The following is a 23224-nucleotide window of genomic DNA, read 5'->3' as shown; positions in this document are numbered from 1 at the left end:
ATATGCTATAATAGTATATATATTTATGGAAAAGGGAAGAGAGGATATAAAATGCAACTGGAATACTTTAAATACTTTTATGATGTGGCACATGAGAAAAGCATTTCTAAGGTGGCTTTAAAATCTCATATTTCTCAATCAGCCTTAAGTAAGCAGATTCAAAAGCTGGAGGACTCCTTAGGAGTTAAACTCATGGATAGAAGCAATAGAGGCGTAGAACTTACTGAAGCTGGAAAAATAACATTAAAATATTCAGAAAATATTCTGAAAAATTATGTCCGGTTAGGTGAAGTTCTGCAAAGTTATATTTTAAATGATAATGTGGTTAAAATAGATGCTTGCTGGTCAATGGCAGCATATGTTATGCCATCCATAGTTTATGAAATGAAAAAAAAGTTCAAAGATTACAGCTTTCAGATAACTTCTAACGACTGTGAAAAGATTGAAGAAAATGTTCTCCAGGATGTCAGTGACGTAGGAATTGTTTACAGATTACCTGAAAATAAATCAATAGTGCATTATAAACTGAGCTGTGATAAGTTTTGTTTAGTAAGCAGTTTTGACATGAACATGCCTGAAAAGATAAAATTGGAGGATATCTTTAATTATCCTATGCTTATGTTAAGTGGTAATCCGGGTATAATACATGTTGTAAGTGCTAAATTAAGAGAAATTAACAGGAGTTATAAAGATTTAAATGTAGTTTTTACTGTAGATTCAGTGGAATCCATTAAATATTCATTAAAAAAGGGACAAGGTGTAGCTATCCTGCCTTATATGGCTGTGAAAGAAGAAATAAAAAATGATATTTTAAAAGAGACATTTGTTGAAAATTTAAATATGGAGTACAATATTTATCTTATTTACAAAAAACAGCCTAGTAAAAAAATAAAAAACTTTGTGGTAGCTTTTAAGCAGCTTTGTAAAGCAGCTATGGACTAAATCTTTATTTTTTAGTGTAGTTCTATCCTTATTTGATACTGTTAGATAAACACCTATGGCTCTTTATCAAAAGAACAAAGATTAAATAACAAAGATTAAATAAGGTAGTTTTTCTTTGCAGAAAATCCACATTCTTTGTTCTTTAATCTTTAATCTTTAGTTTTAAAAGGAGCCTTACATCAGCAGTTTTAACTGCTAATGCAAGGCTCCTTTTAAAACTTAGTATTTTCTAACAAGCAGCTTTTTAACTATGCTGTCTAACATTTCACTGTTGTCACCTTTAGGAAGTTTCTCAATTAGATTGAAAGCTTTATTTGAATATTTGGAGGCTAGTTTATTACATTCATAAATACTTCCTGAGCTTTTAACTATATTGATTATGGAATTTATATCCTTGTCAGAGAAGTAATGCTTTTCCAATAAACCATTAAAGGCATTTTTATCAGCTGCAATTGCATAAATTATAGGTAATGTAAAGATACCTTGTTTTAAATCATTGGCAGTGGACTTACCTAAAACAGCATTGCTGGAGGAATAATCAAGGACATCATCTATGATTTGAAATGCCATTCCAATATTGTGACCAATGTGCCAAAGCTGTCTTGAAAGTTTTTCACTGCAATTTGCCATAGAAGCACCAGTATAAAAGCTAAGTGAGAAAAGTTCAGCAGTCTTTGCAGATATTCTATTTAAGTATGATTTAACAGATAAATTCAAATTAAATCTGGAGTTAAGCTGATTTACTTCCCCCAGGCATATTCTTGACATGGAGTTGCTGTCAATATTAATCTGTTTTAAAGATGAATTTTCTGATAGCAGTTTAAAGCACACACCAAATAAAAAATCACCTATATAAACTGCATAGTCCTTACCATATCTTGATTGTATTGTCTCATTTCCTCTCCTTAGTTTAGAATCATCTATTATGTCATCATGAACAAGGGTTGCCATATGTAACATTTCTATAACTGCAGCTAATGAGCAGGCTTTTTCTCTGTTTTCCTCGCCAAAACGAGAAGCTATAAGAACAAAGGCAGGCCTTAACAATTTGCCTCCTGAATATATTAAATCCAAAATTGAATTTTCAATAACTTTATCTCTGCATTTAACGTTTTTTTCCATAATTTTAACTACATAATTTAAATCATTTTTTATTGTTGGATATTCATCCCAAAACTTGTCCATTTAACCATCCTTCTAAATTTTATTTAATATTATTTAAATATGGAATCCTTTTAACATAAGTAACAGCATAGTTTGCAGTTATTCCTATGAATATTCCAGTAGCGATACCTGTAATATTAAGTATTGGCAGATACAGAGCAATATTAATATTTTGTATTACTAAAGCTGCTACAATAATTTGACCAACATTGTGAAAAACTGCACCAGCTGCACTTACTCCAATAATACTGACTTTGTCTGATCCTATTTTTTTTACAATACACATTATTATAAAGCTTAAAACAGCACCGCTTATGCTATATAAAAAACTGGTCATTGTTCCAGCAAATAATGTTGATAATATTACTCTTAATATTACAATTAAAAATGTGTCCCCATATGATAAAGTATAAAGTCCGATAACAGTAATTAAATTAGGCAGGCCAAGCTTTGCACCTGGAGCAATAAAGGGAACAGGCAGCATGGATTCAATAATATACAGCACTAGTGCCTGGGATACCAATAAAGAAATATAAACCATTTTCTTTGTGCTTTTCATATGATCACCTCATTAATTTGCAATTATATCTACATTTGACTTATTGCTGCCTTTAATCTGAACTACCAATTTATGAGGCAGGCAGGCAATAGTCTGCCCAGGTATACTAATAGTTCCTTCCTTTATGCATGTCTTGTCCCTGCAATCTGCATCTATAATGGATATACTATTGTTTTCAACTTTAATTGTATTATATCCTAAATCTGTTTTAATTTGAAAGGTTTCATTACCTTTATGACTGCTAAGACTTACTTTTTTATAAAGTTTTCCTGATACCATTATTTCTGCGTATGTCTGATCATAATGTTTATTCTTGTTTAATAAAATAAATCCTCCAGGGATAAGAGAAATAACTATTAAAAATACTATTATTATTAAGTCCCACTTTTTCATATAAATACCTGCTTTTCAATATTTATAAAAAATAAATAATTATAACAAAGATTTTCCACAAAAGCAGAAAATCTTTGTAAGGTTATTATTACATACCAATTGAATTTTGTTTATAAATTGGAACCTGTTTTCCACGTCTTAAATTATTCCACCATTTAGATATGGCCGGCTGGATATAATAATCAAGTCCAAATGCTCTTCCTGAACCGCCCATAAGTGTAATTGATGCAAATATATACCAAAGTATCTCTTTACCAGCCATAGCCGATAATATAAAGTTTATACATAAGAAAATTGATGCCAATGAGCATAAGAAAGTCAGGAACCCTCCAATAAGTGCCAGCCCTAAAGCAACTTCACCAAGTACAACACAAACCTGGAAGAAGTGAGCATATGGAGCAACAAAGGTGTTCATAAATGAATTAAAGAATTCTGGCGGCTGACTAAGTAAAGGAACTGCCTGGGCAGCTGCCTGCTGGGCAGTATTGCTTGCTGCTTCTGAAGCTCCTGAAGCTGCAGCAGTTTTTACTATATAAATATGATCGGCTTTTAACCATCCCTGTTGTATTTTTCCAATACCTTCTATTAACCACATAATTCCTACGAAGAGCCTTAATACAACAAGCCATAAAGTTGAGGACTTAGCTGCTAAATGTCCCCCCATAATTGAACGCTTTTCTTTTATTGAGAAAAATTCATGATTTAGATATTTAAAAATTAAATTAAAACCGCCTATTCCAAATAAATAGTGCATATCAACAAGGTGCTTCATTGCCATAGCAAAGAAACCTGTAAGTTTCATACCGCCAACATGGGCAACTCCATATCTTCCTCCAATTGATACCATAAAGCCGTGATAATTTGACTTGAATTTAACTTTTTCTTTATGCTCCATATCTGCAGATATGTTATCAACTATTGTATCTGCTGTCTGCATAGCTGTTTCAACAATCTGAGGAATACCTTTGGAATTTTTTTCTTCATAATAGGCAATATCGCCAACTATATATACATTTTCATTTGAAGTAGACTGCATATATTCATTAGCCTGCAATCTGCCTCTTTTACCCATATCCACTCCAATTGATGCAGCTTCTTCATTACCTTGTACTCCGCATGTCCATATAAGTGTATTAGTAGGAATTTCAGTACCATCCTTTAGCTTTATGAAATCAGGGTCTACTTGAATAATTGGCGAATTTTTATGCAATTCAATATTCTTTTTCTTCATATAATTTTCTGCTTTTTCAACTGAAGGCTTGTCTAGCATATTTAATATTGAAGGAAGTGCCTCAACAACCATTAATCTAACTTCAGATTCATCTACATTATAATCTCTGCTTAAAGTTGTTTTCCACTCCATAATTTCACCAACAGTTTCGATTCCTGTAAATCCACCGCCGGCTACTATAAATGTAAGCATTGCCTTTCTTTTCTTTTCGTTTCTTTCTCTACTGGCTTTTTTAAACATATCTTCAATATGATCATGGATTTTAACTGCATCTTCAAGTGACCATAATGAAAAACCATTTTCTTTTACACCAGGCACGCCAAAGAAGGCTGGTTCACTACCAGTTCCAACTATTAAATAGTCAAAATGATATTCTCCATATTCTGATTTAAGAACATTGTTTTTAACATCAACCTTTACTATATCTTCAGTAACTACATCTACCTTAGTTTTATTAAATATTTTTCTTAAATCAACCTTTACTGCGTCAGTATCAACTCTGCCTCCAGCAATTTCATGAAGCGAAGTCATCAAAGTATGATAAGGATTTCTATCTATCAATGTGATTTCAATATTATCATCCTTCTTATACCTTTTGGCTAATTTCTTGGCTGCATGGACTCCACCGTAGCCAGCGCCTAAAATTACGATTTGCGTTTTTTTTGGCATAGTACCACCCCTTAAATTTACTATTGTTCATAATGATTTTATATATTTTTTAACAAAATGTCTACTATGTTAAAAAATTATACTATTAATTAATTGAATAAATATGAAAATAATTTTCAAGGCAAATTAAGCCGTTGCGTGGCTTCTCAGGGAATTATAGTACTTTATCTATATTTAAAAATAGAATGCAGTATAACTTATTGTTATGGCAGATAATGATAAATATGATATATAATAGTTTTGTAAACATTTAATAAAGTTAAATTAATAACACCTTAACTTTATTAGTGTCAATATATTTATATATTAGGGGGAAGAAATATGAATAGAAAGCGTATTTTAGCAATGGTGGCAGCTGCTACATTAACATTTACAATACTAAGCGGCTGTGGCTCTAAATCAACCACACAAACATCAACTACAGCAGGAAAATATAAAGATGGTACATATAAAGCAGCATATGATAAATTCGATGGACATGGATGGAAGGCTCAGGTATCAATCGATGTTAAAGACGGTAAAATAGCTACTGTTAATTTTGATTATGTAGATAAGGATGGAAAACTTAAATCAAAAAATACTGGCTATGAAACAGCTATGAAAAAAGTAAATAAGGTTGGTCCTGCTGAATATACAGTAACTCTTGATAAAGCATTAGTAGAAAAGCAGGATATATCAAAGGTTGAGGCAGTTACAGGAGCAACAGAATCTTCAAATAACTTTAAGAAATTAAGCACAGCAGCTCTTGATAATTCAGCTAAGGGAGATACAAAAGATGCTGTTGTAAGACTATATAAAGATGGCACTTATAAAGCTGAATACAAAGATTTTGACAGCCATGGCTGGAAAGAACAATTTGAGGTTGTTATAAAAGACGGTTCAATAGCATCATCAAAATTTGATGCTGTGAATAAGGATGGAAAGCTTAAAACTCAGGATGCAGGATACGAAGAATCCATGAAGAAGGTAACTAAAATAGGACCTGTAGAATATTCAGATATGTTAAGTAAAGTATTACCTGAAAAACAGAATATTGGTGAAGCTCCAGCAACATTAACAGGAGCAACAGAATCACTTGCTGATTTCAAAAGTTTAGCAGCAAGCGCACTTGATAATGCTGCACAAGGAAAAACAGAAACTGCATTACTTGATTTACCAAAGCCTGCAAAATAATAGATACAAATTAAATATTAATAGGGGTAATTTCGTATTTTATACAAATTACCCCTATATGTTTTTAATGAAAAGTATGTAAAGATAAGGAGCATTTTTTATGGCATATAAAGATTTGAGAGATTTTATAAATAAACTTGATGAAAATAAAATGATAAAATATATAGATGCTGAAGTTGATGCTGAATTAGAAATTACAGAAATAACTGACAGAATATCTAAGGCAAATGGACCTGCATTGTTATTTCAAAATGTGAAAAATTCAAAATACCCTGTACTCATTAATACCTTTGGAAGCTATGACAGATTAGACTTAGCCCTGCAGGTAAATAATTTAGATGATATAGCTGAAAAAATAAGTGATTTTATGGAGATGTCACATTATATAGGCTTAATAAATAAGGTAAAATCAGTACCAAAGCTTGCAAAACTGGCTCTTATTTTTCCAAGAAAGGTTGATAAAGCACCATGTCAGGAAATTATTGAAGAGGACCCTGACTTAAGCACATTACCAATTTTAAAATGCTGGCCTGAAGATGGAGGGAAATTTATAACATTACCATTAGTAATAACAAGAGATCCTGAAACGGGAATGCAGAATATGGGTATGTACAGGCTGCAGGTATATGATAATAAAACCACTGGAATGCACTGGCATTTACATAAAGATGGAAGAGAAATATATGATAAATATAAAAAATCTGGTGGAAGAATGCCTGTATCTGTTGCACTTGGAAGCGATCCTGCAACTATTTATTCTGCAACTGCACCTCTTCCTAAGATGATAGATGAAATGCTTTTTTCAGGCTTTCTAAGAAACTCTCCTCTTCCAATTGTAAAATGTAAGACAAATGACATATATGTACCTGCAAATGCGGAATTTATATTAGAAGGATATGTTGATGTTAATGAAGATTTAAGACTTGAAGGGCCCTTTGGAGATCATACAGGTTATTATTCATTAGCAGATATGTATCCTGTATTTCATTTAACTGCCATAACTCATAAAAAAAATGCCATTTATCCTGCTACAGTAGTAGGTAAACCTCCAATGGAGGATTGTTATTTGGGAAAAGCTACAGAAAGAATTTTTCTTCCATTAATTAAAATGGAGTTCCCTGAAATAATAGATATTAATTTCCCATTAGAAGGTGTTTTCCACAATTGTGTTATTGTATCCATTAAAAAAAGATACCCTGGTCATGCTAAAAAAATAATGAACTCTTTATGGGGTATTGGACAAATGATGTATACCAAAATGATTATTGTAGTAGATGAGCAAATTAATGTACATGATTTGTCAACAGTGGCATGGAAGGTATTTAATAATATTGATGCTAAAAGAGATGTGGTTATTTCAGAAGGACCCTTAGATGCATTAGATCATGCTTCTGATCTTCCATACTATGGCTATAGAATGGGAATAGATGCAACAAAAAAATGGGCATCTGAAGGACATACCAGACCATGGCCAAATGATATTGAAATGAGTGAGGATATAAAGGAAATGGTTAACAGGAGGTGGCAGGAATATGGTTTTACAGAAGATTAAGGATTATGGAAAGCTTGTAATGTTTTCTCATACTATTTTTTCATTTTCATTTGCTTTATTCTCTATGTTATTAGCTGCAAATGGACTGCCTGGTGCAAAGACAATATTCTGGATAATTATGGCCTTTATAGGCGCCAGAACAGGAGCAAATGCATTAAACAGAGTAATAGATATGAATATAGATGCAAAGAATCCAAGAACTGCTGACAGACAGCTTCCACAAGGACTTATGAATAAGGCAGAGGTCATAATCTTTGTAGTATTATGTTTCATGCTTTTATCAGTTGCAGCTTATATGCTGAATCCATTATGCTTTAAGCTTCTGCCTTTAGCATTAATCCTTTTGATTGGATATTCATATACCAAAAGATTCACATGGGCATGTCACATTATTTTGGGAATTACATGTGCGGCAGCTCCTGTAGGAGCATGGATAGCAGTTGCCGGTAATATTTCTTGGACATGCTTAATCTTAGGAGCTGCTGATGCACTTTGGGTTTCTGGATTCGATATTATTTATGGGGCTCAGGATGCTGAATTTGATAGGAAAAATGGGCTTTACTCAATCCCCGCTTATTTTGGAGTAGAAAATGCTTTAAAAATATCTGCTTTATTTCACTTTATTTCAGCAATACTATTAATTTCTATATACTTTATTGAAAAAATGAGCTGGCTTTATGCAATAGGCTTAGTTATAATATGTATTTTATTAATAGCAGAGCACAAAATGGTTTCTTCAGATAATTTAAAGAATGCAAAGATTGCATCTTATAATATTAATGAATTAGTAAGTGTTGCTTTTCTAATTTTCAGCGTATCTGATATTTTAATTCTGAGGTGATATATATGAGAAAAATTATTGTAGGAGTTACAGGTGCCAGTGGAAGCATCTATGGAATTACACTTGTAAAACAGCTTTTAAAAAGACAAATTGAAGTTCATATGGTATGCACTGAAAATGGGAAAAAAGTCATGGAATATGAGATGGAAAAAAACTATGAAACTATAGTTAATGAACTAAAAAAGGACCATATAAATTTAAAGCTTCATAATATAGAAGATTTATTTTCACCAATTGCAAGCGGATCATTTAAAACATCGGCAATGGTAATCGTACCATGCTCAATGGCAACACTAGCTGAGATATCCAATGGTATTTCTAATAATTTACTTTGCAGAGCTGCAGATGTGTGCATTAAAGAAAAAAGAAAGTTAATTATTGTACCAAGGGAAACACCATTAAGTACAATACATCTAAATAATATGTTAAATTTAAGCAAAGCCGGGGTAACAATACTTCCTGCAATGCCTGGATTTTACAATAGGCCAGAATCCATTGAAGACATTGTTAATTTTATTGTAGGAAGAATACTGGATGAACTTGAAATAGACAATGATTTATTTAAAAGATGGGGATAAAAAAGAGAGTGATTTAATGATTGAAATTAAAAATTTAACAGTTAAATACAATGATAGGAACAATGAGGTTACTGCACTTAATAACATAAATATCTCTATTAAAAAAGGGGACATTTATGTATTTATAGGCCCTTCAGGCTGCGTCAAATCCACATTGCTTCATGTGCTTTCGGGCATTATAAAGGATTATAGGGGCAGTGTTCTACTAGGAAATGGTGAAATAGACGTAAGGAAACAGATTATAGGATTAGTTCAGCAGAATTATGGATTGCTTCCATGGAAAACAGTTTATAATAATATTATTTTAGGTGCTAAAATTAAATGCAGCCAGGACAAAAGCAGGGACATTCATGAAGATGAGCTCTATGCTGAAAAGATTATGAATGAACTTAATATTCAGCATCTGAAAAACAGGTATCCAGGGGAAATAAGCGGAGGGCAGAAGCAAAGAGCTGCAATAGCCAGGGCATTAGTCCTGAAGCCAGACATATTACTTATGGATGAACCATTTTCTGCATTGGATGCAATAACAAGGGAAAACCTTCAAAATTTATTTCTAAATATATGGAAGAAATATAAGATAACAACGGTGTTTATTACTCATAGTGTTGAAGAGGCCTTGTACCTTGGAAAGCATATAATTATAATGAGTTCTTCACCTGGAACCATAATTGAAAATGTTGAAAATCCATTATTCTGCATGGAAAATGTAATGGAAAATGAAAAATATTACAAAATTGCAGGCAAAATAAGAAGTACATTAAAAAGAGGAATGAACAATGAAAATCAAAGCTAAAATTAAAAACTTTTTTTATGGATTTATTATAGTAAATATTTTATGGTATATAATAGCTAAGTTAGTTATGCTTCCAGTTATTCAGAATCCTTTAAAAGTATATGCCAATATAATAACTAACTTTTATTCTGCAATGTTTATTCATATTGCTTACAGCTTGTTCAGAGTTTTTTCAGGAGTATGTATTGCTTTAATTATAGGAATGTCCATTGGCTTAATAATGGCAAGATATAAAGCTATTGAGAAAGTCTTAAGCCCAATAGTTTATTTTACATATCCAGTACCTAAAATAGCATTGCTGCCAGTTGTAATGCTGCTGCTGGGATTAGGTGAATTATCAAAAATAACTATGATTTTCCTCATAGTGGTTTTCCAGATAATTATTTCAACAAGGGACGCTGTAAAGTCAATTCCAAATGAAACATATAATTGTTTAATTTCACTTGGTGCCAGCAGATTTCAGATATTTAATAATATAATTATGCCAAACATTGCTTCAGAAATCCTTACAACTATCAGAATTTCACTGGGTACTGCAATTTCAGTGCTGTTCTTTACTGAAACCTATGGAACGGAGTATGGCATGGGGTATTATATAATGGATGCATGGATGAGAGTAAATTACCTGGATATGTATAGTGGTATAGTTATACTAAGTATACTTGGCATGCTCTTATTTGCAGCCGTTGACACAGCGGAAAGTTTAATATGTAAATGGAAACATTAGATTAAAATTGGATTTATTTTGACTTTTGATATAAAATAAAAAATTGAAGTATATATTTAGTATTCTAAAGGAGGTATATAGTGAAATTAAATAAAATCCATCATATAGCCATCATTTGCTCTGATTACAATAAGTCTAAGGATTTTTACACAAATATATTAGGCCTTAAGGTAATAAAGGAAACTTATAGGAAAGAAAGGCACTCCTACAAATTAGATTTATCAGTTGCTGATAATTATCAAGTGGAATTATTTTCATTTCCCAATGCACCGAAAAGGCTAAGTTATCCTGAAGCTTGTGGTTTAAGACATTTGGCTTTTGAGGTTGATAATATTGAAAGCACTGTGGACGAATTAAAAAGCAGGAATATAACCGTGGAAGCCGTTAGATTTGATGAAATAACTGGTAAGAAATTTGTTTTTTTTAACGATCCTGATAATTTACCAATAGAATTATATGAAAAATAGAGGTACATTATGAGAAATAAAAATTTAATTGAATTAGACAAGGAAACAAAACAGGCCCTTATTTCAGAAATTAAGGAATATTTTATGCAGGAGAGGCAGGAAGAAATAGGTGATTTAGCTGCATCTATATTATTAAAATATATTACTGAAAATATAGGCCCTGCATTTTATAATAAGGGTATAAGGGATGCCATAGCATATATGAATGACAGAGTGGAAGACATGTACGGACTTGAAAAATAGCATTTAAAGGAGAAAATAAATGGGAAAAATTTTAGTTTTAGCCGAAAAACCTTCTGTAGGAAGAGATTTAGCAAAAGTTTTAAAATGTAATCAAAAGGGTAACGGGTGCTTAATTGGAAGCAAATACATAGTTACCTGGGCACTTGGCCACTTAGTTACATTAGCAGATCCTGATGTATATGATGAAAAATATAAGAACTGGAAAATGGAAGATCTGCCTATGCTTCCAAAATCAATGAAGCTGGTTGTAATTAAGCAGACATCTAAACAGTTTGCAGCTGTAAAAGCTCTGCTTGGACGAAAGGATATTGATGAGCTTATTATTGCAACTGATGCAGGACGTGAAGGTGAATTAGTTGCAAGATGGATTATTGAAAAGGCTCACTTTAGAAAACCTACTAAAAGACTTTGGATATCCTCTCAAACGGATAGGGCTATCCATGAGGGATTTGCAAATCTTAAGCCTTCAAAGGATTATGATAATCTTTTCCTGTCAGCTCAGTGCCGTTCTGAGGCAGACTGGCTTGTGGGATTAAATGTAACAAGGGCATTAACATGTAAGCACAATGCTCAGCTTTCTGCAGGAAGAGTGCAGACACCTACATTAGCTATGATTGTTGAAAGGGAAGATCAAATTAAAAGATTTAAGCCAAGAGACTACTATAGTGTTACAGCTTATACCAAAGAATTTTCACTTCAGTGGCAGGATAAACAGGGCAAAAGCAGTACTTTTAATGAAGAAACAGCAGATCAGGTTGTTAATAAAGTAAGTAATCACAATATTACAATATCCCAGGTTACTGAAAGTGAAAAGAAAAGATATTCACCTGCACTTTACGATTTAACTGAATTACAAAGGGATGCCAACAGATTATATGGGTATTCTGCAAAGCAGACTCTTTCAATAATGCAGAGATTATATGAAAACTATAAAGTACTTACATACCCAAGAACAGATTCAAGATACATATCAAGGGATGTAATCAGCACTTTACCTGAAAGATTAAAGGCAGTATCCTTTGGTCAGTACAGCAGATTTACTGCAGAAATATTAAGAAATAAAATTAAGCCAAGCAAAAATTTTGTAGATGATAGTAAAGTATCAGATCATCATGCCATAATTCCAACTGAGGAAAGTATTAATATTTCAAATCTAAATATTGAAGAAAGACATATTTATGAATTAGTAATAAAGAGATTTTTAAGTGTACTCATGGATCCTTTTGAGTATATGCAGATAACTGTAAAAGCAGAGGCTGAAGGTGAGGTATTTACTGCCAGGGGTAAAGTAGTTAAATCAAATGGCTGGAGATCACTTTATGATAGAGAGCATATGGAAGACAGTGATGAAGGAAATGATAATATTAAAGAGCAAATGCTTCCAGCAATTAAAAAAGGTGATATCATAAAATTAATTTCTGTAAAGAAAAATAAATCTCAAACAAAACCACCTGCTAGGTTTAATGAGGGTACTTTACTTACTGCCATGGAAAATCCACAAAAGTTTGTGGCGATGGATAAAGAAAGTTCAAAAACTTTAGGTGAAACAGGGGGACTTGGAACAGTTGCAACAAGAGCTGACATAATAGAAAAGCTTTATAATACATTTTATATAGAAAAAAGAGGCAAAGAAATATTTCCAACTTCTAAGGGAAAGCAGCTCATTGAATTAGTACCTGAGGATTTAAAATCACCTCTTTTAACAGCAAAATGGGAGAAAGAGCTAGAGTTAATAAGTAAGGGAAGACTCAATGGAGGTACTTTTGTTAATAATATGAGGTCATATGCTGTTAAGATAGTTGATGATGTAAAAAAGAGCAATGAAAAATTTGTTCATGACAATATAACTGGAAAGAAATGCCCGGTATGCGGGAAATATATGCTGGAGGTCAGCAGTAAAAATGGTAAAATGCTGATATGTCAGGACAGACAATGCGGACATAGAGAAAATTTAAGCAGGTTCACTAATGTAAGATGTCCTGAATGCCATAAAAAAATGGAATTAAGAGGTGAGGGTGCAGGACAAATATATGTATGCACAAATTGTACCTTTAGGGAAAAGCTTTCATCATTTAATAAAAGATTTAAAGAAAATGATGGTAAGCTTAACAAAAGAGAAGTAAACAGATATATAAATAAAATTAATAAAGAAAATGATGCTCCAATGAATTCAGCTCTGGCAGATGCACTAGCTAAGCTGAAGCTGAAATAGGCTATAATTCACTGATTAAATATAAAAGTATAATATGTGCAGGGTAAAAGATGTAGAAAAAGTATTTCATCTTTTTACCCTGTTTTTTATTATATAATTTTATAAATAATAGTGAAAATAGAGAATACATCTGTAAAATTACAAATGAATCAATGGCTGTGTTATTTATAAGATTATAAGAAATTAATGCTCCAGCATAAATTAAATTAAATATAATTTGATATAATGCAGTTTTGAAGAAATTATTATTAAATATATAAAATAATAAAATAGTTATTACACCATAAAATCCATAATCTGCTTTAATAAGTTGAGCTGATAATGCTATTATTGCAGGAAAAAGTACTTTTGACAAATTGTTTTCGGCTTTATCATAAGCATAAATACTTAAAAGCCCTAAAGAAAGTGTGAAGAAAATATTCAAAGTATCTATTCCTGCCGACTGAAAGTAAGAACTAAATAGTATAAATGGAGATTCTAAAGCTATAGCAAATATAGATAACCTTAGTATATACTTTTTAAAATTCCCTGTATGTATATATCCTTCACTTATAAACCAGGCAAATAGAGGAAATGCCATTCTTCCTATTAATCTTAAAATAATCATTTTAGGAAATAAAATAAAACCCGCATGATCTATAAACATAAATAAACAAGCTAACAGTTTTAACTTAAATGAATCCATAAATAGTCTCCTTAAAATATAATACTATTATTATGTACTATTCTTTTAAAAATCTTTAAAGATTTGGATATAATATGGTATAATTTAGTTAAAATACTATTATAAAAGGGAATACGGGAGGGTTATAATGTATGATGTTTTAATTATTGGTGCTGGAGTTGTTGGTACTAATATCGCAAGGGAACTGTCAAAATATAAATTGAAGGTCTGCATTATTGATAAGTCAGATGATGTGAGCAATGGCGCATCTAAAGCAAACAGCGGGATTGTACATGGAGGATATGACGATGAGCCAGGCACTTTAAAGGCAAAGCTATGTGTCAAAGGAAATAGAATGTACGAGCAATTAGATAAGGAATTAAACTTTGGATATAGACAAACTGGTTCTCTGGTTATTGGTTTTTCAGAAGAAGATAAAGCACATCTAAAAAAACTTTATGAATATGGCCTGGCAAATGGAGTGGAAGGCATGGAGATAATAGGCAGAGAAAAAGTTATTGAAATGGAACCATATATTAATAAAGATGTTAAGTATGCTTTATACTGTAAAAATGCAGGGGTAACATCTCCCTATGAATTTGTAATTGCCCTTGCAGAAAATGCAGTTAAAAATGGAGTTGACTTAAGGCTTAACACAGAGGCTACCGGCATTGAAAAACAAGGCAGCATTTTTAAAGTTAAAACAAATAATGGATTATTTGAAACTAAATATTTAATAAATGCAGCAGGAGTAAGAAGTGATGAAGTTTCTGAAATGGCTGGGGTTTCAAATTTTAAGATAATACCAAGAAGAGGAGAATATATTTTATTCAGTAAGGATCAGTCCTATTTAGTTAATAGTGTTGTGTTTCAGGTTCCAACTAAAAAAGGAAAGGGTATTCTTGTTACAACTACTTATCATGGCAATTTAATGCTTGGTCCTGATGCTCAGCAGGTTGCTGAAAAAGATGATGTAACAACTGATGAAGAAACACTAAGGTATATTTTAGCTGCAGCAGAAAAGTCCATAAAAGGATTTAACTTAAGCCATGCAATAACATCATTTGCAGGGGTAAGACCAACAAATACCAGAAAGGACTTCATTATAGAAGAAACTGAGGTAAAGGGATTTATAAATGTAGCTGGTATTGACTCTCCAGGCTTAACATCATCACCAGCCATTGCAAAAATGGTAGTAGATATATTAAAAAATTCAGGGCTTGAATTAATAAAAAATGATAATTTTGATCCATATAGGAAGCCTATTATAGTTAAAAAGGATAAAAATTTTAAAGGAGATATAAATTCTCAAATACCTGAAAAACATATTATCTGCAGATGTGAGACTGTAACTGAAGCAGAAATTGTAGATGCACTTCACAGAGGAATATATGTAAAATCAATTGATGCCATAAAAAGAAGAACAAGAGCAGGTATGGGGCAGTGTCAGGGTAACTTCTGTCAGCCAAGGGTAAGAGCACTTATAGCCAGAGAATTAGGCATTGCTGAAGATGAAGTTACTAAAAGAGGGCCAGGTTCTTCTATACTGCCTAAAAGGGTAGAAAGAAAGGAATACAGAAAGTTGAATCATTAATCAATATACAAAAGTTTATGCTTAGCTAAAAAGCTCAAAGCATAAACTTTTATCTTTTAAATATTTTTAAGCCAGTTGTCAATTAAATCTCTGCTTATGGAACCCTTCCTTGGAATTTGAGGCAGGTTATCTTTACTATACCAATCAGCATGTCCTATTTCAATTCCATCTACTTTAATATCACCGCTTTCATATTCAGCAGTAAATGCTGTCATAAGGGAGAAGGGAAAAGGCCAAGGCTGACTTCCAAAATATTTTATGTTTTTAACACGGATTCCTACCTCTTCATAGATTTCTCTTTTAACACAATCTTCAAAATTTTCACCAGGTTCTACAAATCCTGCAATAACACTATGAATATCATTACTGAAATTGTTATTGTGTGCTAATAAAATTTTATGGTCTTTGGTAATTGCAGTAATAGTTGCAGGGCAGATAGTTGGATATATAATATTCCCACAGTCAGGGCATATTTTTGCTGTTTCATCCTTTTTATCTTCAAGCCTTGAACCGCATTTTCCGCAGAATATATTAGAATTATTCCAATTAATTAAGTGAAGGGCTCTTAAAACTGATTTCATTGTTATGTAATCCATTAGTGGAATGTAAGGCCTTAAATCCACAAATTTAAAATTATAAAGAAGATTAACTGCATCAGTTTTTTCATAATATAAGTTACTTTTAGTAAATAAAGGCCTGGAATTATCTATATTTATTTTTAATGTATTTATATCATTTGTATCAGGCAGAGTTAAAATTTCATTATTTTTTTTCACCAGCAGTTTCTTTCCATTATAAATTATGTAATATATTTGTTTATTATTAATAGTAAAAACTTTTTCATTCATTTTAAAAACTCCTTGCAATGTTTTATTATATAAATATTATATCAGATATGTATAGTAAAAATGGTTTATAATCCTTCAATTCGTAATTTGGGCGTAGCCCTCCAACCCTGCTATACTAAAGCCAAGGTTGGATCAAGAAGTTTCCTTACCTCTGCGGAGCAGCCAGCATACAATTGAATAAATTCAATAAAGGAAAATACGCCAAAATATTGACCAGAATATATTATAACTGACTTTTGCTTATCTTCTTTATAATTCTTAATAATTACAGGGAGGGACTTGCCTGAATACTTATTTCCCTCCTCCATGTTTTTGAATAGTTGAAAATACATGTAGCCAATGAGTGTCATAACTATATGAAAAGTTATAAAATTATATTTTGTACTCTTAAAATCTTCTAATTTCCAAAAGTCTTTTATTTGTCTATAGTCTTCTTCAATTTCTGGTCTTAGTTCATAAGTATTTATTATTTGTTTTGCAGTTTTATTTGTGTCTGTGGTTAAAAATACATAGTATTCATTATCTTTTTTATCATGAACGACACAGGCGCACAAGTCAACATCTTTATCCGGTGTATTACTTTGCCACATCATACCTAGATCCTTAACCAGGTGTATTTCTTGAGTTTTCCTTTTCCTGTTAGGGTGTTTTTGCCACTTGTCTTCGGAGATTGCTATTTTTACAGCTTCTTGGTATATTGTCATGTTCTTTTTTGCAGGTACATATGTATCCACTTGCTTTTCAACCTTCAAAAAATTAATAACATCACGAGAAATAAATCCCCTGTCATTTATGAGAATATCTCCACCTTTTAAACATTTACTTTTTAAAATCATATTTCTACAAAGTTCTAAATCATGAGGCTTTATAGAATCAAAAACTATCTCTTCTATAATTCCCGAATCATCCATAAGACCTCTTAATGTTCCCATTTTATAACCACGAATCACTTTTCCATCATCTTTTATAGTTTCAGAATTTTCATAATTTACATTATCTAAATTCACATGTATTTTAGTGCAATCAAGAATATGTATAGATGGAGCTATGTTAAGAGATGGCATAACTACATTTTGGACATAATTATTATAAGACTCTATAAATTCCTCAGCATCATATTTTTGAATTAAATTTCTCATAACGCCTTCGGCGAATAACCCTTCTTCAAGGTTTTTATTGGTATCCCACATATTCCATCCTAGTTCAGATAATAACTCACCATCAGTCACAGCAAAGGCGACATCTGTCAAGCTGGTTTTAAGCTTCATCTTTGCTGTAATTGCTAACGCAATAAGTATATGAAATGGAATATGTTTATTTTGTTTTCTCTTATCTTTAAAACTTTCAGCCAATTTATCTATAAGTCCTATATTTTTCATTTTTAATACTATTGTATCTATAAGATTAGGGAAACTTACGTCAGCAGCATCAATCCTACCTTCTTTTATAGCTTCCAACACCTTATCTTTATCGTTTTTGCTTAATTGTAACATACAAACTATCTCCTTTTAATTATCATTAGTCTATATGTATAATTCTATAAAAGATCTTAAAATCATTTTTAAAAGCTAAATATTATAATACTTATTTTTAGAAATTTTCATATTACTTATTGAAGTTATAATCATTTACACTGGCAAAATAGTCCTCTTTGTGATAAAATATAACATATTTATTAAAACTTTTCTTTTGTAAAATAATATTAAAAAATGCTTTTATACACAAGGGGGGGCATAACAGTTAACAAAACATTATATAAGATTATAACAGCCTCTTGAATTTATATAATGTTGGCAATATAGTAAATTTAGAGGGTGGTATAGATGAAGTGTTATTCAATAGGAGAATTTTCAAAACTTATAGATATTATTCGCAAGTACAACTCAATCATTTTTAGAAATTAGTTGAGGATTTAATTCAAATTATTACAGTTTTTAGTTGTAGACTTCATGGTAAAAGAGCTAATAAAGCAAGGAAAATGATTAAGGAGTTGTTAAAGAATGATACTAGCGAAGAAAGTTAGAATTATTCCAAATGTAGAACAGGAACAAAAGTTATGGCAATCTGTTGGAACTGCAAGATTTATCTATAATTGGACACTTGCAAGACAAGAAGAAAATTATAAAAATTGTGGTAAGTTTATTAGTGATGGTGATTTGAGAAAAGAAATTACTTTAATGAAGCAAACAGAAGAATATAAATGGCTGAGTGTAGTATCTAACAATGTAGCAAAACAGGCTGTAAAAGATGGCTGCAATGCTTATAAAAACTTTTTTAAAGGATTAGCAGATAAGCCAAAGTTTAAAAGTAGAAGAAAATCTAAACCATCATTTTACAATGACAATCTGAAATTAAAGGTTAAGTCTAACATGATATTAATCGAAAAAGTAGGTTGGATTAAAACATCAGAGCAAATACCAATGGATGTTAAATATACCAATCCAAGGGTAAGCTTTGACGGAAAGTACTGGTACTTATCCATAGGTATTGAGAAGGAAAATTCAAAAGTGGAATTAACTGATGAGAGCATAGGTATAGATGTTGGTATTAAAGACCTTGCCATATGTTCTAATGGAATGACTTTTAAAAATATAAATAAAACAAGGCTTGTTAAAAAATTAGAAAAAAGATTACGTAGGTTGCAACGTAAAATATCAAAAAAATATGAGTTAAATAAAGAAGGGAGGAAGTTTGTCAAAACAAGCAACATTATAAAACTTGAAAAGCAGATTAGATTACTTTATAGAAGATTATCTAATATTCGGAATAACCATTTACACCAAGCAACGAGTAAGATAGTGAAAACCAAGCCATCAAGAGTTGTTATGGAAACACTTAACATTAAAGGTATGATGAAGAATAAACACTTATCTAAAGCTATAGCACAGCAAGGATTATATGAGTTTAAAAGGCAGCTTCAATACAAATGTGAATTTTATGAAATTAAATTTATTGAAGCGGATAAATGGTATCCTTCATCAAAAACTTGTAGTGAGTGTGGTCATGTAAAAGCTAAATTATCATTATCAGAAAGAACTTATATCTGCAAAGAATGTGGAGCAGTTATTGATAGAGATTTCAATGCTTCAATTAATTTAAGCAGATATTCAGCATAACTACCTAAACAGTTATGCTTGAGGTGTAGGATGCGTTGTATCCGAAGTTAAGCCCTTGGAGTGTTATATCAAACGAAAGTAGCTTTTAGCAAAATCGGACACAATGAACAGGGAATTAAACAAGCTTTATAGAGTCCTATAATGTTTTGGCAACGGTAACGGCATGGTTAAGGGTATGAAGAATGTTAAAGTAAGGACTAAATTAATAATATCTGCAGTTATGGCTTTTATTTTTATTGCAGTTGTAGGAGGGGTATCTTTATTAGAACTTAATTTTATTAATTCAAATTCAAATGACATAGTTAGGAAATTGAATTATGTAAGTAATTTGGAGGAAATAAGTAAAAGCCTGTATACATATAGAATTGATTTAATGAATCTGATTTATGATAATGAAGAGGTAAATCAGCTGCAGAAAATCAATGATATAGATGTTACTAATAAAATTATTGCTGATTCAATGAAAAAAATTGATAATGGTACTAACAACTGGCTTCCAGGTGAAAAAGAAGAATTTACAAAATTTCAGGGAATTTTAAAACAATTTACAGATCAATCTAATGAAATTATTCAGCTTTGCAGGGATAAAAAATATTCAGAAGCTGAAACAAAATATAAAAGTTTAAATGACTTGAACACCGGTATGATGGCTTCATTAAATGGTCTGATTAATATGAATACAGAAAATGCTAAAAACAGTCAGAATAACAGTAACAAAGTATATAGTGATTCTAAAAATATGGTTTTAATATTTATTGCACTATCTTTTATAGTACTATTGATTATTTCAGTATTGTTAATTAAAGGAATTACAAAAGCATTAAATAAAATACAGTCAAGTGCTAAGAAAATGGCGGAGTACGATTTTTCAGATGAAATTCAGATAACAACCAATGACGAAATAGGAGCAGCCATTTCATCTTTAAGGACTGCTCAGCATAATGTTAAGGAGCTTATTAAAACTATAATAGAAGATTCAACAAGTCTTTCTGCCGGCACAGAAGAATTAAATGCAACTGTGGAAGAAATTACAAGCCAAGTTGAACAAATGAATAAATCTTCAGAGGAAATAATAAAAAGGGATGAAAATACAACTGCAGCAACTGAAGAGATTACTGCCTCTGTTGAAGAGGTTAACAGCAGTATTGATGAGCTTGCAAAAAGGGCAACTGATGGCAGCAATAAATCATTAGAAATAAAAAATAAAGCTGCAGAAATTAGTGAAAAAAGTTCTAATTCAAAAAATGAAGCTAATAATATGTATGAGACTAAATATAAAAATATAGTGGATGCTATTGAGCAGGGAAAAGTTGTGGAAGAAATAAAAGTTATGGCAGATGCAATTGCAAATATAGCAGATCAGACAAATTTACTTGCTCTTAATGCTGCTATTGAAGCAGCAAGAGCTGGAGATCAGGGAAAAGGATTTGCTGTAGTTGCAGACGAGGTAAGAAAGTTAGCTGAGGAATCAGCTGAGGCTGTTTCAACTATTCAGTCTACCATTAATAAAGTTGAAAATGCTTTCTCTAATCTTTCCAATAATTCCAGAGAAGTACTTAAATTTATAGATGAAAGTGTAAAGCCTGACTATGATGCCTTTGCAGATACTGGAGTGAGCTACGAAAATGACGCTAATTTTGTAAGCAGCATGTCTGAAAATATTGCATCAATGTCTGAAGAAATCAGTGCTACAGTAAATCAGGTAGCAGAAGCAATACAAAACTTAGCATCTGATACAGAACAATCTACTGAATTTTCCTCTGGCATTGCTTCAAGCTTAAATGAGACAACTAATGCTATGGAACAAATTGCAAAAACTGCTGAAGAACAAGCCAGCCTTTCACAAAAGCTTACTACTATGGTGCAAAAATTTAAAATCTAAAAAATATGAGGTTTAACATGAGTGATACACATGAAAGGATAATACAAGTTAATAAATCATTTCTTGCACCTGACAGCATGGATATTGCAAGATATATAAATTTCACAGAATTAATTGATCTTCTTGAAACACAGGAACTTCATTTTACAAATTCTCACTATTTTGAAGATGGTTATGAAGGAGAAATACCAATTAACTTTTTTAAAGGATGGTCTGATGAAAGTAAAAAGAATTATTTGAATTTAATTAACAGTATTAAAGACATTAGAAATGTTTATGTTAACTGCTGGAATAAGTTTGAAAATGAGTCTTATGCCTTGTGGAAGATATATACAAATCCTAAAAATGGTATATGTATAAAAACTACCATAGGCAGACTTAAAAGTGCTTTGGAAAATAGTGATATAAAAATTTATAAAATAAAGTATATTGACTCTTATAAGGATATGATAACTAAAACGGAACCAGCATATTATTACAGGGATGATGGCACATTATCCATTAATACAAGGCTAATGGAAACATTGAAGTTTAAACCCTATGATTATGAAAATGAAGTGAGAGCAATTTATGTAGATTATTCAAAAGACCATTGTAAAAGATTTAAAGTAAATTTAAATTTATTAATAGAGGATATTTTTGTGAGTCCATTTGCTCCTGACTGGTTTTATAATCTTGTAAAAAAAATAGTATGGAATAGATACAAAATTGATAATAACATTAAAATAAGAAGATCGGATATAAGGGTTGCTAAATATTAATAAAGTCAAAAAACTGCTTTTTTATCAAAAAAGTAGTTTTTTGACTTTTTGCTATCTTCTATGACAGCATCTAAACTTATTTGGAGTAACTCCCTCATACTTCATAAAGACTTTACTAAAATAACTTGGATCTATATATCCCATCTTAAGGCTTACTTCAGCTATACTAAAATCAGTTGTAAGCAGCATCTTTTTAGCTTCTCTTACTCTTACAAGGGATAGATAATCCACAAAGTTCATACCAGTGGAGTTTTTAAAGTATCTGCTGAAATACTGCGGATTTAAGTGAATATATGATGCCACAGACTCCAGATTTATATTTTGATTATAGTTATTATTTATGTATTTAAGAGCAGCATTTATTATCTGGCTGAATTCATTGCCAGTAAACTCATCTTTCCCTGAGGATGCTATATTTGACTGCATGCTTAATTTATTAATATGGTCTATTGCATTTCCAAGCACATCAGATAAATCTGAAGGCTTAGCAGGCTTTAATATGTAATCAAATACTTTAAGCCTTATGGCTGTCTGCGCAAACTGAAAATTATCATAGGCTGAAAGAATTATGGTAGTAACATTGGGAAGGAATTCTATTATGGCTTCCTGAGCTTCAAGTCCGCTGGCCTCAGGCATTTCAATATCCATTAAAATGATGTCAGGCTTAAATTTCCTGGCAAGCTCTACAGCATCAAGTCCTGTTTTAGCGTCACCTATTATATCAATGTCGTTAAAATTTTTGTTTATTATAATTCTTAATGCTCTTCTCTCAAGAGCTTCATCTTCAACAATTAAAAGTTTATACATTTTAC

The 23224-nt window shown here is 31.4% G+C and carries 22 protein-coding genes and 1 pseudogene; 15 read left to right on the top strand and 8 right to left on the bottom strand.

All coding sequences use genetic code 11. The annotated features are described in order from the left end of the window. Positions 1 to 51: 51 nt before the first annotated feature. Positions 52 to 942, top strand: a complete 891-nt coding sequence (locus EQM05_RS09140; RefSeq protein WP_128749758.1) for a LysR family transcriptional regulator — start codon at positions 52 to 54, stop codon at positions 940 to 942. A 219-nt stretch (positions 943 to 1161) separates the two neighbouring features. Here the strand turns inward: EQM05_RS09140 and EQM05_RS09135 are convergent, their stop codons facing one another. From EQM05_RS09135 to EQM05_RS09120, 4 genes are all read right to left on the bottom strand, one after another. After that, a complete protein-coding gene (locus tag EQM05_RS09135) occupies positions 1162 to 2127 on the bottom strand; it encodes a polyprenyl synthetase family protein (RefSeq protein ID WP_128749757.1) in 966 nt (321 codons plus the stop codon). A 19-nt stretch (positions 2128 to 2146) separates the two neighbouring features. Then, positions 2147 to 2665 (bottom strand): Gx transporter family protein, encoded by a 519-nt coding sequence (locus EQM05_RS09130; RefSeq protein WP_128749756.1) that lies wholly within the window; start codon positions 2663 to 2665, stop codon positions 2147 to 2149. 12 nt (positions 2666 to 2677) lie between these two features. Further along, positions 2678 to 3058 carry a NusG domain II-containing protein gene (locus EQM05_RS09125; RefSeq protein WP_128749755.1) on the bottom strand — a complete coding sequence of 127 codons (381 nt, stop codon included), beginning with the start codon at positions 3056 to 3058 and terminating at the stop codon, positions 2678 to 2680. An 88-nt stretch (positions 3059 to 3146) separates the two neighbouring features. After that, positions 3147 to 4958: an FAD-dependent oxidoreductase gene (locus EQM05_RS09120; RefSeq protein WP_128749754.1), complete on the bottom strand. Its 1812-nt coding sequence runs from the start codon at positions 4956 to 4958 to the stop codon at positions 3147 to 3149. A gap of 321 nt (positions 4959 to 5279) precedes the next feature. On the opposite strand from EQM05_RS09120, the gene EQM05_RS09115 reads away from it, so the two are divergent. From EQM05_RS09115 to EQM05_RS09075, 9 genes are all read left to right on the top strand, one after another. Next, on the top strand, positions 5280 to 6131 hold the full coding sequence (locus tag EQM05_RS09115; protein ID WP_128749753.1) for an FMN-binding protein: 852 nt from the start codon (positions 5280 to 5282) through the stop codon (positions 6129 to 6131). A gap of 100 nt (positions 6132 to 6231) precedes the next feature. Further along, positions 6232 to 7683 carry a menaquinone biosynthesis decarboxylase gene (locus EQM05_RS09110; protein WP_128749752.1) on the top strand — a complete coding sequence of 484 codons (1452 nt, stop codon included), beginning with the start codon at positions 6232 to 6234 and terminating at the stop codon, positions 7681 to 7683. Next, positions 7664 to 8524: a UbiA-like polyprenyltransferase gene (locus EQM05_RS09105; RefSeq protein WP_128749751.1), complete on the top strand. Its 861-nt coding sequence runs from the start codon at positions 7664 to 7666 to the stop codon at positions 8522 to 8524. The genes EQM05_RS09110 and EQM05_RS09105 overlap by 20 nt, the downstream gene beginning before the upstream one ends. Before the next feature lie 5 nt (positions 8525 to 8529). Beyond that, positions 8530 to 9102, top strand: coding sequence for a flavin prenyltransferase UbiX (locus tag EQM05_RS09100; RefSeq protein WP_128749750.1), 573 nt, complete (start codon positions 8530 to 8532; stop codon positions 9100 to 9102). A gap of 16 nt (positions 9103 to 9118) precedes the next feature. Continuing rightward, positions 9119 to 9898, top strand: coding sequence for an ABC transporter ATP-binding protein (locus EQM05_RS09095; protein ID WP_128749749.1), 780 nt, complete (start codon positions 9119 to 9121; stop codon positions 9896 to 9898). Further along, on the top strand, positions 9882 to 10625 hold the full coding sequence (locus EQM05_RS09090) for an ABC transporter permease (protein WP_128749748.1): 744 nt from the start codon (positions 9882 to 9884) through the stop codon (positions 10623 to 10625). The genes EQM05_RS09095 and EQM05_RS09090 overlap by 17 nt, the downstream gene beginning before the upstream one ends. An 80-nt stretch (positions 10626 to 10705) precedes the next feature. Beyond that, positions 10706 to 11092: a VOC family protein gene (locus EQM05_RS09085; RefSeq protein ID WP_128749747.1), complete on the top strand. Its 387-nt coding sequence runs from the start codon at positions 10706 to 10708 to the stop codon at positions 11090 to 11092. Positions 11093 to 11101: 9 nt separating this feature from the next. Beyond that, entirely contained in the window at positions 11102 to 11335 is a 234-nt protein-coding gene (locus EQM05_RS09080) for a DUF2164 domain-containing protein (RefSeq protein WP_128749746.1), read from the top strand. Between the two features lie 19 nt (positions 11336 to 11354). Continuing rightward, positions 11355 to 13547, top strand: a complete 2193-nt coding sequence (locus tag EQM05_RS09075) for a DNA topoisomerase III (protein WP_128749745.1) — start codon at positions 11355 to 11357, stop codon at positions 13545 to 13547. Between the two features lies 1 nt (position 13548). Here the strand turns inward: EQM05_RS09075 and EQM05_RS09070 are convergent, their stop codons facing one another. Next, on the bottom strand, positions 13549 to 14232 hold the full coding sequence (locus EQM05_RS09070; RefSeq protein ID WP_128749744.1) for a TraX family protein: 684 nt from the start codon (positions 14230 to 14232) through the stop codon (positions 13549 to 13551). A gap of 127 nt (positions 14233 to 14359) precedes the next feature. Between EQM05_RS09070 and EQM05_RS09065 the strand changes: the two genes are divergently transcribed. Continuing rightward, the gene (locus EQM05_RS09065; protein WP_128749743.1) at positions 14360 to 15805 is read left to right on the top strand and encodes an NAD(P)/FAD-dependent oxidoreductase; all 1446 of its coding nucleotides are present in this window, start codon (positions 14360 to 14362) and stop codon (positions 15803 to 15805) included. 56 nt (positions 15806 to 15861) lie between these two features. Here EQM05_RS09065 and nudC read toward each other — a convergent pair whose 3' ends face one another. Next, positions 15862 to 16653, bottom strand: coding sequence for an NAD(+) diphosphatase (gene nudC, locus EQM05_RS09060; RefSeq protein WP_128749742.1), 792 nt, complete (start codon positions 16651 to 16653; stop codon positions 15862 to 15864). Positions 16654 to 16763: 110 nt separating this feature from the next. Further along, a complete protein-coding gene (locus EQM05_RS15765) occupies positions 16764 to 18146 on the bottom strand; it encodes a transposase (RefSeq protein ID WP_164917153.1) in 1383 nt (460 codons plus the stop codon). A gap of 404 nt (positions 18147 to 18550) precedes the next feature. On the opposite strand from EQM05_RS15765, the pseudogene EQM05_RS09050 reads away from it, so the two are divergent. The 4 genes and pseudogenes from EQM05_RS09050 to EQM05_RS09035 form a co-directional block, all read left to right on the top strand. Next, positions 18551 to 18676 (top strand): annotated as a pseudogene (locus tag EQM05_RS09050) (IS607 family transposase); the annotation flags it as partial. Further along, positions 18654 to 19769, top strand: coding sequence for an RNA-guided endonuclease TnpB family protein (locus tag EQM05_RS09045; protein ID WP_128749741.1), 1116 nt, complete (start codon positions 18654 to 18656; stop codon positions 19767 to 19769). The pseudogene EQM05_RS09050 and the gene EQM05_RS09045, both read left to right, overlap by 23 nt. Before the next feature lie 175 nt (positions 19770 to 19944). Continuing rightward, a complete protein-coding gene (locus EQM05_RS09040; RefSeq protein WP_164917250.1) occupies positions 19945 to 21651 on the top strand; it encodes a methyl-accepting chemotaxis protein in 1707 nt (568 codons plus the stop codon). 17 nt (positions 21652 to 21668) lie between these two features. After that, positions 21669 to 22412, top strand: a complete 744-nt coding sequence (locus tag EQM05_RS09035) for a DUF2971 domain-containing protein (RefSeq protein WP_164917249.1) — start codon at positions 21669 to 21671, stop codon at positions 22410 to 22412. Between the two features lie 51 nt (positions 22413 to 22463). Here the strand turns inward: EQM05_RS09035 and EQM05_RS09030 are convergent, their stop codons facing one another. Next, on the bottom strand, positions 22464 to 23219 hold the full coding sequence (locus EQM05_RS09030) for a response regulator (protein WP_128749738.1): 756 nt from the start codon (positions 23217 to 23219) through the stop codon (positions 22464 to 22466). Between the last annotated feature and the right edge of the window lie 5 nt (positions 23220 to 23224).

The organism is Clostridium sp. JN-9 (genome assembly GCF_004103695.1).
In the GTDB taxonomy this organism is placed as follows: Bacteria; Bacillota; Clostridia; order Clostridiales; family Clostridiaceae; genus JN-9.
This window is presented reverse-complemented; position numbering and strand designations above follow the sequence as displayed.